The following is a 14,558-nucleotide window of genomic DNA, read 5'->3' as shown; positions in this document are numbered from 1 at the left end:
GGGGGATTTTCACATGGAAAAGTATATTATGTCAATTGATCAAGGCACAACAAGCTCACGGGCGATTTTATTTAACAAAAAAGGAGAAATCGTTCATTCGGCACAAAAGGAATTTAAACAGTATTTTCCGAATCCAGGCTGGGTAGAGCATGATGCCAATGAAATTTGGGCTTCTGTTTTATCCTGTATGGCGACGGTACTGAATGAAGTCGATATTCACGCTGATCAAATTGAAGCGATCGGCATTACCAATCAGCGTGAGACAGCTGTCATCTGGGATAAAGAAACCGGACGCCCAATTTATCACGCGGTCGTTTGGCAGTCGCGCCAGACAGCGGACATTTGCGCGGAAATTAAAGAACAAGGCTACGAGCAGATGTTTCGTGACAAAACCGGCTTACTCGTCGATCCATACTTTTCCGGGACGAAAGTAAAATGGCTCCTCGACAACGTTGAAGGGGCTCGCGCACGGGCGGAAAAAGGCGAGTTGTTATTCGGTACGATCGATACGTGGCTCATCTGGAAGCTGACCGGCGGCAAAGCGCACGTAACTGATTATTCGAATGCGGCGCGGACACTAATGTTTAATATTCATACGCTAGAATGGGATCAGGAGTTACTTGATATTTTAACAGTGCCGAAACAACTTTTACCGGATGTGCGCCCTTCATCTGAAGTATATGGTCATACTGCTCCGTTTCACTTTTTCGGGCAAGAAATCCCGGTGGCCGGCGCGGCGGGTGATCAGCAGGCTGCTTTGTTCGGACAAGCGTGTTATGAAGAAGGAATGGCGAAAAACACATATGGCACTGGCTGCTTTATGCTCATGAATACAGGCGACAAAGCGGTGAAGTCAGAGCATGGCTTGCTTACAACGATAGCGTGGGGGATCGATGGCAAAGTGGAATATGCACTTGAAGGCAGTATTTTCGTCGCCGGATCTGCCATACAGTGGCTTCGGGACGGCATGCGGATGCTCAAAAACGCATCAGATAGCGAGCAGTACGCCGAACGTGTGGAATCAACGGATGGGGTGTACGTCGTACCGGCTTTTGTCGGGCTTGGAACGCCATATTGGGAAAGTGATGTACGCGGTGCGGTATTTGGCTTAACCCGGGGCACGGACAAAGAGCATTTTATTCGTGCGGTACTTGAATCGCTTGCTTATCAAACGAAAGACGTGCTTGAAGCCATGGAAGCGGATTCCGGCATTTCGTTGAAAACACTGCGTGTAGATGGCGGCGCCGTCATGAATGCCTTTTTAATGCAGTTTCAAAGTGACATGCTTAATGTGCAGGTTGAACGGACACAAATTAACGAAACGACTGCTCTAGGTTCGGCGTATTTGGCGGGGCTTGCGGTCGGCTTCTGGAATGACCGTTCGGAAATCTCGCAAAACTGGCAGGTAGCCCGTACATTTGAACCGGCCATGGACGATGAAACGCGTGAAAAACTGTACAGCGGCTGGAAAAAAGCTGTGAAAGCGGCTATTGCGTTTCAATAACAACAATGATACAATAAATATAAGTTAATACATTGTCCGGAGAAACGGGAGAGACCTGAAAGCAAAGCAGCGATGCTGTTTTGCACTTTCAGGTCTCTTTTTGTTTATTACGGGGTATAGCATAGAAGAAATCATTAAGGGGATGACGAAATGAATTTCACGAACTATGAGCGCAAAGAAAAAATACATGCTCTTCAAAACGAACAATTTGATGTGTTAGTGATTGGCGGCGGGATCACGGGTGCCGGGATTGCGCTTGATGCATCCATGCGCGGCATGAAAACCGCATTAGTCGATATGCAGGATTTTGCAGCAGGTACATCCAGCCGTTCGACAAAGCTCGTACATGGCGGCCTTCGCTATTTAAAACAATTTGAAGTGAAAATGGTCGCAGAGGTCGGAAAAGAACGGGCTGTTGTATACGAAAATGGCCCACATGTGACAACACCGGAATGGATGCTTCTTCCGTTTCATGAAGGCGGCACGTTTGGTCCGCTCTCAACGTCATTTGGCCTTCGTGCGTACGACTTTTTGGCCGGTGTGAAACGGTCTGAACGCCGAAAAATGTTTTCCGCTGAAGCAACACTTCAAAAAGAACCGCTTATTAAGCAGGACGGATTAAAAGGCGGCGGCTACTACGTTGAATACCGGACCGATGACGCAAGATTGACGCTTGAAGTCATGAAAAAATCGGCTGAAAAAGGGGCGCTTTGCTTGAATTATGTAAAAGCAGAGGGCTTTACGTACGAAAATGGGCAAGTGACAGGCATTCAAGCAATCGATCAATTCACAAAAGAAACGCTGACAATTTCGGCTAAAAAAGTCATTAACGCATCCGGCCCCTGGGTGGATGAAGTTCGTAAAAAGGACGGAAGTGAGAATGGCAAGCATTTGCGCCTGACAAAAGGGGTGCACATTGTCATCGACCAGTCAGTTTTTCCGCTTCATCAGGCCGTTTATTTTGATACACCGGATAAACGAATGGTATTTGCGATTCCGCGCGACGGCAAAACGTACGTTGGTACGACTGATACGTTCTATAATACCGATCCGATCCGTCCGGATGTGACAGCAGAAGACCGGGCTTATTTGCTCGAAGCAATCCGTTTTATGTTCCCATCTGTCGGTGTGAGCGAATCTGATATAGAATCATCCTGGTCGGGTGTCCGCCCGCTCATTTATGAAGACGGCAAAGATCCATCAGAAATTTCCCGAAAAGATGAGATTTGGGAAGCAGAATCCGGCTTGTTGACGATTGCAGGCGGAAAATTAACCGGCTACCGGAAAATGGCCGAAACCATTGTCGACTTAGTGGCTAAACGATTAAAAGAAGAAAAAGGCATTTTGTACAGCCCGTCTGAAACGAAGTATTTGCCGATTTCAGGTGGGGACGTCGGAGGATCTGCAAACTTCCCGGCGTTTGTAAAAGCAAAAACAGCGGTTGGTGTTTCAAAAGGTTTTACAGAAGAAGAAGCGAAAAAGATTGTGCATATGTATGGCTCCAATGCCGAGAAAGTCTTTTCTTACAAAGAAGAGAGCGAGCTTCCTGCAGTCATGAACGCACAGCTTCTTTATGCGATTGAGGAAGAAATGGCGTATACACCAGCTGACTTTTTTATCCGCCGAACTGGTGCCTTACTATTTGATATTCAAACCGTTTTAACGTATAAACAGCCGGTTATTGAAAAAATGGCACAGCTGTTTGGCTGGAGGGAAGAAGAAAAAGACAAGCATACAGCAGAGCTGGAAGCAGAAATAGCCGCCTGTTCGTAACGGTCCGTATCCGCTATAATAAGGATACTTATAAATAAAAGGCTGTGAACAACGTGGACAAAAACAAAGTGGCTGTCATTATTGGCCCGACAGCATCAGGAAAAACGGACTTAAGCATTTATCTTGCCAAAAAGTACAATGGAGAAGTCATCAGCGGGGATTCTATGCAGGTTTACCGCGGCCTCTCTATTGGAACGGCTAAAGTAACAAAAGAAGAAATGGACGGGGTGCCGCACCATTTAATTGACATTAAAGATCCGGATAAACCGTTTTCTGCTGCCGAATTCCAGCAGCTTGCCCGTGAAAAGATTACTGATATTAACGTACGCGGCAAGCTGCCGATTATTTGCGGCGGTACGGGCCTTTACATTCAATCCGTTTTATATGACTACGAATTTGCCGCAGACGGAACGGACAGCACGATTCGAAAAGAAATTGAAGCGGAAGCGGAGGAAATAGGAGCGGAGGCGCTTCATGACCAGCTGAAGGAAATTGACCCGGAAACGGCCGCTTCGTTTCATCCAAATAATGTGCGTCGGACGATCCGTGCGCTTGAAATTTACCGGACAACCGGGGAGCCCGCCTCAAAACAAAAAAGCTCAAAACTGCCTGCTGAAAGATATGACAGTGTTATGATTGGCCTTACGATGGACCGTGCAGTGCTTTATGACCGCATTAACGCCCGCGTTGACATCATGATGAAAAACGGGCTTTTAAGCGAAGCAAACTGGCTGTACGAGATGAATATAACGAATGCACCGGCTGTTCAGGCGATTGGCTACAAGGAACTGTTTCCTTATTTACGCGGCGAACAGCCGCTTGAAGAAGCAGTAGACATATTAAAACAAAATTCGCGCCGCTATGCCAAGCGTCAGCTGACTTGGTTCCGCAATAAAATGGATATTAACTGGTTTGATGTAACCGATAAATCTGCACGAGAGGAAAAAAAACAACAAATTTGCTCGTTGCTGGCAGGAAAGCTGAATCTAAGGTAGAATTAGTAATAATGGATTCAGATAGAAAGAGGAGGAACGAAGCATGAAACAGCCGATTAACATTCAAGACCAGTTTTTGAACCAGCTGCGTAAAGAAAACACGATGGTTACTGTATTTTTATTGAATGGATTTCAATTGCGCGGCCTCATTAAAGGGTTCGATAATTTTACCGTTCTTGTGGAAACCGATGGCAAGCAGCAGCTTGTGTTCAAACACGCCATTTCAACATTTGCTCCTCAGCGCAGCGTCAGCTTGAATTTTGACGAACAAGAATAAGAAACAGCGCAAAGATCCGCTAAACCGCGGGTCTTTTTTTTGTCAATGCGCATATCTTTTTTATAAAGGAGGGACGCCGCATGAAGCAGACAAGTAAAGAAGGCCGTATTCATGTCGTCCTAAATCCAAAAGAAAAGCCGGTGCTGGCGGCAGACTGGCCGGATCAGCCAGAGCACAGTCTTCTCCGTTCCATTGAACAGGAAATGGAGGCGCTTATTGGCCTTTCGGGGTTAAAAACACTCATACGGGAACTTTATGCATCTGCTTATATAAGCAAAAAACGGACGGAAGCAGGAATTGAAACGAAAGGCCATATGCTTCATATGTTGTTCACGGGCAATCCCGGCACCGGCAAAACAACCGCCGCACGCCTTATTGCATCGATGTTTAAACGGCTCGGTTTATTGGAAAAAGGGCAGTTCATTGAAGCGGAGCGGGCAGATCTTGTTGGAGAATATATCGGCCATACAGCACAAAAAACACGTGATCTTGTCAAAAAAGCGCTGGGCGGGGTCCTATTTATCGACGAAGCCTATTCCCTTGCACGCGGCGGAGAAAAAGATTTCGGAAAAGAAGCGATTGACACACTTGTTAAGCAAATGGAAGATCATCAAAACAGCTTTATTTTAATATTAGCCGGCTACCCGCGTGAAATGGCGCATTTTTTGTCCATGAACCCCGGACTGCAATCGCGATTTCCTCTTATTCATCATTTTCCTGACTATTCAGTAGATGAACTCCTTCAAATAGCGGATGTGATTGCGGCTGAAAAAAAATATGAAATTGACCATGACAGCCGTCATATATTAACAGCCATCATTGAGCAGGAAAAACGCCTCAGCGGGTTCCGTTTTGCGAATGGCCGGAACATACGGACGCTAATTGAAAAAGCGGCCCGCCGCCAGGCTGTCCGTCTTATGGCGCAGTCGGTCCACTCTAAAAAAGAGCTGAAAATGCTGAAAGGGGAAGATTTTCAATTGTCACAATAAAGACACATATGGTAAAATGTCAAAAAGGATGATGAAAATGAAAAAAAAACCTGTCAAGGAAAGAATCATTGAAACCGCTTTAATTATGTTCGAAAAACATGGCTACCACGGTGTAACCGTTGACCAGATCGTCGATGAATGCGGTACCTCAAAAGGCGGATTTTATCATAATTTCCGATCAAAGGATGAGCTGCTGTACCATATTCATGACGTGTTTATTTCTTATTTGCTCAATAAAGCGAAAGAAACATATGATAAAGAATCAGATCCGGTTTCAAGAATGTGCGGCATTATCACTTCGTTTACACGGATATTCGATTTATACAAGCCGCATATTACTGTTTTTTATCAGGAAAGCACGTATTTAAAAGGCGACTTTGAAAAGCAGATTAATGAAAAACGGGAGGAGTACCGCCAGCTTCTACAGCAAATTATCCGCGAAGGCCAGGATAATGGTGATTTCCGTCCGGAAGTACCGGCTCAAATCACCACAATGGCCATTATGGGCATGATCAACTGGATGTACAAATGGTTTAAAAAAGAAGGAGAATTGTCCATCGAAGACATTGCCCGCATTTTTAACGACATGATGCTGCATTCCCTTTTAACTGAAGAAGCAATGAAAGCAGGGAAAGGCGACAGGTTCCTCTTGAAAACAGAGTCCGTCCAATAAGGCGGTTTCTGTTTTTTTTTATAACAAAAGCGGAAGGTGCCCGATTTTATCAGCGACAAGCATAAGTCGAGCTCTGGCGGAGGCGTTTTGTGCCTCCAGAAGGGATTGACTTATGACCTCGAGTTGATGGCGTCTGAAGCTGGACATTAATAAAAAACACTCGCCAGAAGACGAGTGAGCGGTTAAAACTTAACAGTTCTTTTCGGCAAATGCCAGCTGTATTTATAAGATAAAATTCGCAGCATGGTAATAAACATAAACAAAATAATAAGCTGCGCGGGTGTCTCGGCTCCCCCAACGGCAATGATCAAACCGGCAAGCGCCGCCCATACACCGTATACTTCATCCCGGAGCAAAGCTGGCTTCCGCTGCGCCAGCACATCACGGACGAGCCCGCCGCCGCTTCCGGTTAACACAGCCGCCACGACAACGGCACTGAGCGGATGGTTCATTCCCTCTGCGTATAACGCGCCCTGCACCGCAAAGGCGGCAAGGCCGATCGCATCAAAAAAGTTACCCCATACCGGCCAGTGGCGAAGAAGGTTTTGCGGAAATAAAATGACGGCCGTGATCGAAAGTGCCGCAATCGTAAAAAATTCCCCTTGCTCCCACAGGGCTGAAACCGGAACGCCGATCAGTAAATTCCGGATAGCCCCGCCCCCAAACGCGGTAATCATGCCTAAAATATATATGCCAAACAAATCATATTCCTCTTCCATTGCGACGATCGCGCCCGAAATCGCAAATGCAATCGTGCCCACTACCGTGAAAATATCCCATGTAATGTCCATTCCGAACCTTCTTTCATCCAAAATGTTTAATGTTCGGCTATTATTATAAACGATTCATGTTTTGACAGCTACTTTTTCTTTTAAGAAAACGGTGATTTTGCTATGATAAAACTAGTGAAGAAGAAAGTAGGAACCAGCTCATGAAAAGCATGTTTGACTTATTGAAAAACGGGGCCATCATTCGCGAAAAAGTGATTGAAGCCGAAGCGAAAATTGCTGGTGTTCACCAGCGAATCGACGAAATGGCGGAATACAACCAATTCCGCGTGCTGCAAAGCTTTCAAAAAAATCAGGTAAGCGATTTTCACTTTACTCCGTCAACCGGATATGGATATGATGATATGGGAAGGGAAACACTGGAAAATGTATACGCCGATGTGTTTGGAGGCGAAAAGGCGCTCGTGCGTCCGCAGATTATTTCTGGTACACACGCGATTACCATTTCATTATTTGGTATTTTGCGCCCGGGTGACGAGTTACTGTACATAACAGGAAAGCCTTACGACACATTAGATGAAATTATTGGCATTAGCGGTCCGTCAAACGGTTCGCTGCGTGACTTTGGCATTTCATACAAACACGTGGACTTGAACGAACACGGTCGCCCGGATTTTGATGAAATTCGAAACAGTATAAATAGAAAAACAAAAATGATCGCGATTCAGCGTTCAAAAGGATACGCGGTGCGTCCGTCGTTTACAATAGAAGAAATAAAAGAAATGATTGCTTTTGTAAAGGAAATAAAACCAGATGCGGTTGTCTTTGTTGATAATTGCTACGGAGAGTTTGTGGAGCGGGAAGAACCGCTTCATGTCGGTGCCGATTTAATGGCTGGATCCCTTATTAAAAACCCGGGGGGCGGTATCGCGAAAACAGGCGGATACATTGCCGGGAAAAAAGAATACGTCAAAAGCTGTTCATACCGTATGACGTCGCCTGGAATTGGGGCGGAGGCAGGGGCCAGTCTTTACAGCCTGCAGGAAATGTACCAGGGATTCTTTTTGGCACCGCATGTTGTCGCGCAAAGCTTAAAGGGTGCTGTTTTTACCGCCGCCATGCTTGAAAAATTCGACATGAAAACAACCCCTGCATGGGATGAGCCGCGCACCGACTTAATTCAAGCGGTTCAGTTTAACGACCGTGACAAGATGGTAGCGTTCTGCCAGGCTATTCAGTTTGCTTCACCGGTGAACTCGCATGTAACGCCGCAGCCCGCTTATATGCCCGGATATGAAGATGACGTTATTATGGCAGCCGGCACATTTATTCAAGGTGCCAGCATTGAACTCACGGCGGACGGCCCACTGCGTCCGCCTTATGCCGCTTATGTGCAGGGCGGACTTACGTATGCACATGTTAAAATCGCCGTAACGAGTGCCATTGATTATTTAATCGAATCAAAAAAAATCTGACAGCCTTTTAAACAATCAATAAATTAGTGTAATAAAACATTACACCGTGTTGACAATTGAAATAACATGATTTATAGTTAGTGTATCAGATGATAAAGAGGAGGGGAAAACATGAGCAGCCAAATACGCCGGACAATGCCGCTTTTTCCAATGGGAACAGTTATGAAATTAACCGATTTATCCGCAAGGCAAATTCGCTATTATGAGCAGCATCATTTAATTACCCCGGATCGTTCTGATGGAAACCGGCGTCTCTATTCACTGAACGATATTGACCGTCTGCTTGAAGTGAAAGACCTTCTTGACCAAGGCATCAATATGGCCGGGATAAAAAAAATCCTGCTGAAAGACGAATCGCAGGAAATTGAATTAGAAACAAAAGATAGTGGCGTAAAATCGAAAAAAGAGTTCACCGATGAGGAGCTTCGCAAGCTGCTTCGCAAAGAGTTAATCAATGCGGGACGCTTCAATCGCTCATCAGGAATGGACCGGCGGTTTTTTCACTAATCTTTTGCCATACAAGGTTTACATATTTGAGGAGGAATGGATAACAAATGGGTAAGTACACACGTGAAGACATTCAGCGATTAGCAAAAGAACAAGACGTAAAATATATTCGTCTTCAGTTCACAGACATTCTTGGCACAATCAAAAACGTAGAGATCCCGGTAAGCCAACTTGACAAAGCGCTGGACAACAAAATGATGTTCGACGGATCGTCAATCGAAGGCTTCGTGCGCATTGAAGAATCTGACATGAATCTTTATCCGGATCTTGACACTTGGGTTGTTTTCCCTTGGACTGCTGAAAAAGGGAAAGTGGCGCGTCTTATCTGTGATATCTATACTCCTGAAGGCGAACCGTTCCCAGGGGACCCTCGTGCGAACTTGAAGCGTGTCCTTGGTGAAATGAAAGAACTAGGTTTCACTGATTTCAATCTTGGACCTGAACCGGAATTCTTCCTGTTCAAATTGGATGCAAACGGCGAACCAACGCTTGAACTAAACGATAATGGCGGCTACTTTGACCTTGCACCGACTGACCTTGGCGAAAACTGCCGTCGCGATATCGTGCTTGAGCTTGAAGAAATGGGCTTTGAAATCGAAGCATCTCACCACGAAGTTGCACCAGGCCAGCACGAAATTGACTTTAAATATGCGGATGCCATTACAGCTTGTGATAACATCCAAACATTTAAACTAGTTGTTAAAACAATCGCCCGCAAGCACGGCTTGCACGCGACATTCATGCCGAAACCATTGTTCGGCGTAAACGGTTCTGGTATGCACATGAACTTGTCCCTATTCAAAGATGGCCAAAATGCATTCTTTGACGAAAGTGGCGAATTGAAACTAAGCGAAACAGCGTACCAGTTTATCGCAGGTACAGTGAAAAATGCAGAAGCGTTCACGGCAATCTGCAACCCGACTGTTAACTCATACAAGCGTCTTGTTCCTGGCTACGAAGCACCTTGCTACGTTGCATGGTCTGGACAAAACCGCAGCCCGCTCATCCGTATCCCGGCATCACGCGGTTTGAGCACACGTGTGGAAGTTCGTTCCGTTGATCCGGCAGCGAATCCATACCTTGCGATGGCTGTTTTATTAGCTGCAGGTCTTGACGGAATCAAAAACGAAATGGCTCCGCCAGCACCAGTTGACCGCAACATCTATGCAATGGACAAAGAAGAGCGCGAAGCAGAAGGCGTACGCGATCTTCCATCAAACTTGTCAATCGCACTTGACGTATTGAAGAAAAACGATACAATCAAAAACGCGCTTGGCGAGCACATTCTTGAGCACTTCATCGAAGCAAAAGAAATTGAATGGGATATGTTCCGCACACAAGTACACCCTTGGGAGCGCGAGCAATACATGTCAATGTACTAAGAAACTCAACCCCTTGAGCCGTATGGCTTCAAGGGGTTTTTTCTTACCGGTCAAAATGCTAAATTTTAAGGTTTATAAATTGCTTGACCGGAATTTGACCGGTTTTTTTCAAGTACGCTTTTTAATCAAACATTCCCCTGGTAAACTCCTCGAAACGATCCATTTGTTTTTGCTCCAATTTCTTCGATATATGCGCATAGATATCAGAGGTAATCTGTATGCTTCCGTGACCTAATCGCTCTTGGACATATTTCATATCCGCCCCGGATTCCAATTGCAAAACGGCGTGTGTATGCCGCAGTGAATGAATCGGAAGGGGAGGAGACCCTGGAAAAAGCATTGAAAAGGGAAGAGCTAGGGATGAAATTGCCGTCATCACGGCAAAAAACTAAATTCAAATCATGATGATATTCATCATTCAAGATTAGCTTGTTTTGGTTCTGGTATTGAATATGAGATTGAAGGGTCTGCACCAGTGACTGGCTAATCGTAATGCTGCGTCTTGAGTTATAGTTTTTAGTATCCCCAAACAATTTCACTTTTGTTTTTTCTTTAAAGTCTAACGTTTTGGAAATATGAAGGACCCGCCCTTTAAAATCCACATCAGACCACTGAAGAGCAGCAGCTTCTCCTTTACGCAATCCCGTTTCAATGAGGACCCGGAAGAAGATCCAGTAGATGTAGCCATATTTGTAGGTTTCCTTCAAGAAGAGAGAGATGTCATCAGAATCGATGAATTGGACCTCTTTTTCTCTCACAACCCCTTTTATCGTAGCCCCTTCGCAGGGATTGGTTTTCAGTTTTCGGAGCGTAATAGCTTTATTGAGAGCGTTGTACATCGTACCATGTACGATTTCAATGGTTCTCTTGCTGTACTCAGAGGCGTGAAGACTATTTAAGAATCTTTGATACATAAGCGGAGTTAAATCCTTCAATGCGATGTTTTTAAAGTACGGATTAATATGATTCCGTATATTTGATTCATGTATATCATACGTATTGCGGCGGATCGTATCTTTCTTATGTTCATGCAGCCATTCATGAAGAAAGGTTTTTAGCGAAATATCAGTTTGTTCAAACCCTCCTTGGAGCTCTTTCTCTAACTCATGTGCCGCCAGCTGGGCTTCTTTCTTGGTTTTAAAACCGCCTTTTGATTTCTCTTTCGATATACTGGTGATCGGATCTACATAACTGATTCGAAACTGCCATGTGTTTCCGCGCTTTCTGAAGAATGCCACTTTTATTCAGTCTCCTTTCTATCTGTGAACTATCTTAATACTTAACCTTATTAATATTGCCGGAACAATGTAATCAGGGAATAGGGACACTAGTTTCCGTAATAAACAATAGAACATTGAAGTAGCCATTGCTCAAGCCGTTCTTCCGCAAAATCATATTCAACCCCAAATGTCTGGGCGATGATGCCTATGGCTGATTTCTTGTTATCGGTTAAGTCAAGTTTTTCGAGCAAAAAAGTCGGAATACAAAAGTGAAGAGCAAAGCTCTTGGCCTGCCACTCCTGCATCTTTAAAAAGAAGGGAGGGAGGTTATGCTGATTTCCTGCATGACGCAGCAGGTGACAAAGCTCGTGTGCAAACTCCTGCCATTGTGCAGCTGAAGAAAGGTTTTGATTGAGCATAATAAGCGAAAACTGACCAAGCTCTACGCATTTGCTTGTCCCATCCACATAATCAAGCACAAGACCGAGTCTTGCAGCAATTTCTTCTGGAGTTAGCTGCCGGGGATGATAAATGCCAATATTGGTATAAATGCTTTCAATAAAATCTTCTAAATGCGTTTTCGTATAGACCAAAGGGACCGCCTCTTTCCATTTTACAGTTAAGGGAATGTACGTTTGGTAAGGGTATACAATAAAACTCTTCCTAATAAAAGGCAGAGCTGTGAAAAATAAATCAATCCAATCTGAATATTCATAATATCTTAATTTGAGGCAATACTGAGTATAGTATTCTTGAATATATTTAGTCTAAAAGAATTGTTATTTAGTTTCCTGATTAAGTATATAGTACTATTTTTTATGTTAAAATAAAAATGGATTATAAGCAAACTATGGTGTTTTGTAAAATTAAATTAAAGAGTCTGATCGTTAAAAAGTCAATCAGAGAGGGAAGAATTAAATGGCTACACATGATAAGGGATTAGGGTATGATCTAGTTAAAGCTGTAAACTCTGGAGAAATTAAAGAACCTCTTACTTCAAAAAAGTTAGAGCGTACTGTAAAAGAAAAGGATTAGATCACTCTAAGAAATATATAAGCGTTATCCTGCCTAATGCAACTGAAAATGACCATAGCCCAACTTACAAAAAATATTTTAAGCGTGTAGATATAGGTAAGTATATGGTGCTCGATGAATATCGAACTCGGTATTACTGGTTGAACGTTAATTCTAAGAGTTATGGATGGACTTTTTCCGGTATGAAGACGGGAATGAAACAATAAATATTGTTTGTCAGGCTTTGTAAACTCTGTTAACGGTATATTAGCTGCGTTTTCTTCTGGAGTATCTTGCATAATTTGTAAAAGTGGAGAAACTCGAAAGTGAATAAACACTTCTACGTCATTTATTATTAATGATTGTTGAAATACTTCTAATTCTCTATGCTTTATAGAATTAAGGATATAGTCTTTAACTTTTTCAGGATTATCAAACTGATTTGTAAGAATTTTGTCATGTTTTTTTAAGAGATCTATCCAACTTTCGATGAAAAATTTCTGAAGCTTTTTATCATCAAATAGAGGTAAATTAAAGAAATGCTGTGACAATGCTGAGTAGTTTATAGAGTAGATGGAGGTTTTAGGAAAATTAACAGGCACAGTAACACCAACTTTCTGTTTTCCTTATTGTAGCATTAATACATTGAATTTACTGAATAATTGTGTCGTCCTAAACTTAAGATATAAAGCTCAATCGGTCCATAATGCGTCGTAAATAAAACCGAAAGACGTGCAGCTGCACGTCTATTTTTTATGTCCAAAAATCATGTCGCCTCCAGGCGGCATTTTTTAATACAAAAAATCAGAAAGAGGTGCAGCATGGAGCATAACACAGACACTTTATACAACACAATCGTTGGCGGGGGCTTATCAGCTCTCGCCTATTTAGTTGGAGGGATGGACCAGTTGTTTAACGCGCTCGTCATCATGATGATTATACCGACTATGTGACAGGCATCATGATTGCTATCGATAATAAAACACTTTCGTCAGCGATTGGTTTTAAAGGATTGATGAAAAAGGCGGCCATGACTGGCAGTCGTGGTTGCGGTGCAGATGGACACGATCAGCGGTACCGGCGGTCAATTCATGCGGAACACCATGATTATGTTTTTGATTGGTATGGAAGGAATCAGCTTTATCGAAAATCTTGGCCATCTTGGTGTAAAAGTACCAAAGCAGATCAGCAGCGTATTTGCCCAGTTGAAAGAAGATAATGAAACAAAAGTCGGACCGGTTGTGGAAGTGACAACTGAAACCGTTATTGAACCGAAGGAAATTGAAAAGGAGCGTGAAGAGTAATGACATTACTTCTAAACGATGTTGGACACGGCCGGAACACATACCCGCCAAGCAAGGGAGTGCCCGGACTGGCGGAACACACTTTTAATGCAGCGGTTGGCCAGGAAGTAAAACGGCTGCTGACCAGTAAAGTTTCCACGTATGAAGCGCAGCCTTTAGGGGGATTAGACATTTCTCTGAATGAGCGGACTCGTCAATATAATGCTCAGTACGCCAAAGATAAAACCGCTATTGGTATTTCTCATCATGCCAATGCAAATGCAAAAAAAGACGTGCGTGGGATCGGCATTTTTTACTGGCATACTAGCAAGACAGGGAAAGCCCTGGCAGAATTACTTCTTTCAGAGTATAAAAAAGAGTTTCCGGATCTTCCTGTATGGGGAACCGGTCTTTTCCCCTCTGTGCCAAAGACATGGACGAATCTGCACATGTGCCGCGAAACAGATGCGCCATTTTTATTGGTTGAGTGGGGATTTATGACGAATGCAGAGGATCTTGCCCTTCTTAAATCGGACAGTTACGGCAAGCGTTGTGCCCTTGTGACAGCCCGTACAGTTTGTAAACATTACGGTATCACCTTCAATACGGGAAATACTTCGCCAGCAGGTACTCCATCGACAATTACTGCACCAAAAAAGGAGGAATCTACATTGGCATCTGAATTGTATCAACTATCCAATGCAGCTATTAAAAATTCAACTCGTACTGTATTAAATC

14 protein-coding genes and 1 pseudogene are annotated in these 14,558 nt (G+C 43.8%); 12 read left to right on the top strand and 3 right to left on the bottom strand.

Annotation, left to right across the window (positions count from 1 at the left end):
* The first annotated feature begins 13 nt into the window (after positions 1-13).
* The 6 genes from glpK (at position 14) to BA724_RS14070 (ending at position 6,211) form a co-directional block, all read left to right on the top strand.
* Positions 14-1,504 (top strand): glycerol kinase GlpK, encoded by a 1,491-nt coding sequence (gene glpK / locus BA724_RS14095; protein ID WP_069939318.1) that lies wholly within the window; start codon positions 14-16, stop codon positions 1,502-1,504.
* Between the two features lie 150 nt (positions 1,505-1,654).
* Positions 1,655-3,277: a glycerol-3-phosphate dehydrogenase/oxidase gene (locus tag BA724_RS14090; RefSeq protein ID WP_069939317.1), complete on the top strand. Its 1,623-nt coding sequence runs from the start codon at positions 1,655-1,657 to the stop codon at positions 3,275-3,277.
* 44 nt (positions 3,278-3,321) lie between these two features.
* Entirely contained in the window at positions 3,322-4,272 is a 951-nt protein-coding gene (miaA, locus tag BA724_RS14085) for a tRNA (adenosine(37)-N6)-dimethylallyltransferase MiaA (protein ID WP_141719954.1), read from the top strand.
* Positions 4,273-4,315: 43 nt separating this feature from the next.
* Positions 4,316-4,549 carry an RNA chaperone Hfq gene (gene hfq, locus BA724_RS14080; protein WP_045849957.1) on the top strand — a complete coding sequence of 78 codons (234 nt, stop codon included), beginning with the start codon at positions 4,316-4,318 and terminating at the stop codon, positions 4,547-4,549.
* An 80-nt stretch (positions 4,550-4,629) separates the two neighbouring features.
* Positions 4,630-5,538, top strand: coding sequence for an AAA family ATPase (locus tag BA724_RS14075; RefSeq protein WP_069939315.1), 909 nt, complete (start codon positions 4,630-4,632; stop codon positions 5,536-5,538).
* A 37-nt stretch (positions 5,539-5,575) separates the two neighbouring features.
* A complete protein-coding gene (locus BA724_RS14070) occupies positions 5,576-6,211 on the top strand; it encodes a TetR/AcrR family transcriptional regulator (RefSeq protein ID WP_069939314.1) in 636 nt (211 codons plus the stop codon).
* A gap of 182 nt (positions 6,212-6,393) precedes the next feature.
* On the opposite strand, the gene BA724_RS14065 is transcribed toward BA724_RS14070, so the two are convergent.
* Positions 6,394-7,002: a trimeric intracellular cation channel family protein gene (locus BA724_RS14065; RefSeq protein WP_425389033.1), complete on the bottom strand. Its 609-nt coding sequence runs from the start codon at positions 7,000-7,002 to the stop codon at positions 6,394-6,396.
* Positions 7,003-7,151: 149 nt separating this feature from the next.
* Between BA724_RS14065 and BA724_RS14060 the strand changes: the two genes are divergently transcribed.
* From BA724_RS14060 to glnA, 3 genes are all read left to right on the top strand, one after another.
* Complete coding sequence (locus tag BA724_RS14060; RefSeq protein ID WP_069939787.1) at positions 7,152-8,414, top strand: methionine gamma-lyase family protein; 1,263 nt, start codon at positions 7,152-7,154, stop codon at positions 8,412-8,414.
* A gap of 111 nt (positions 8,415-8,525) precedes the next feature.
* The gene (locus BA724_RS14055) at positions 8,526-8,921 is read left to right on the top strand and encodes a MerR family transcriptional regulator (RefSeq protein WP_069939313.1); all 396 of its coding nucleotides are present in this window, start codon (positions 8,526-8,528) and stop codon (positions 8,919-8,921) included.
* A gap of 47 nt (positions 8,922-8,968) precedes the next feature.
* Entirely contained in the window at positions 8,969-10,303 is a 1,335-nt protein-coding gene (gene glnA, locus BA724_RS14050; RefSeq protein ID WP_069939312.1) for a type I glutamate--ammonia ligase, read from the top strand.
* Between the two features lie 121 nt (positions 10,304-10,424).
* Here the strand turns inward: glnA and BA724_RS14045 are convergent.
* Positions 10,425-11,541: pseudogene (locus BA724_RS14045) on the bottom strand (site-specific integrase).
* Positions 11,542-11,630: 89 nt separating this feature from the next.
* The gene (locus tag BA724_RS14040; RefSeq protein WP_069939311.1) at positions 11,631-12,116 is read right to left on the bottom strand and encodes an ImmA/IrrE family metallo-endopeptidase; all 486 of its coding nucleotides are present in this window, start codon (positions 12,114-12,116) and stop codon (positions 11,631-11,633) included.
* A 1,242-nt stretch (positions 12,117-13,358) separates the two neighbouring features.
* On the opposite strand from BA724_RS14040, the gene BA724_RS19080 reads away from it, so the two are divergent.
* The 3 genes from BA724_RS19080 to BA724_RS14025 all read left to right on the top strand — a co-directional run.
* Positions 13,359-13,490: a hypothetical protein gene (locus BA724_RS19080; RefSeq protein ID WP_281182018.1), complete on the top strand. Its 132-nt coding sequence runs from the start codon at positions 13,359-13,361 to the stop codon at positions 13,488-13,490.
* Between the two features lie 138 nt (positions 13,491-13,628).
* Entirely contained in the window at positions 13,629-13,841 is a 213-nt protein-coding gene (locus BA724_RS19075; RefSeq protein WP_281182017.1) for a phage holin family protein, read from the top strand.
* Positions 13,841-14,558: N-acetylmuramoyl-L-alanine amidase family protein (locus tag BA724_RS14025; protein WP_069939308.1), on the top strand; the 718-nt coding region annotated here is incomplete at its 3' end. The genes BA724_RS19075 and BA724_RS14025, both read left to right, overlap by 1 nt.

Origin of the sequence: Domibacillus iocasae (assembly GCF_001750285.1) — a bacterium.
Lineage (GTDB): Bacteria > Bacillota > Bacilli > Bacillales > Domibacillaceae > Domibacillus > Domibacillus iocasae.
This window is presented reverse-complemented; position numbering and strand designations above follow the sequence as displayed.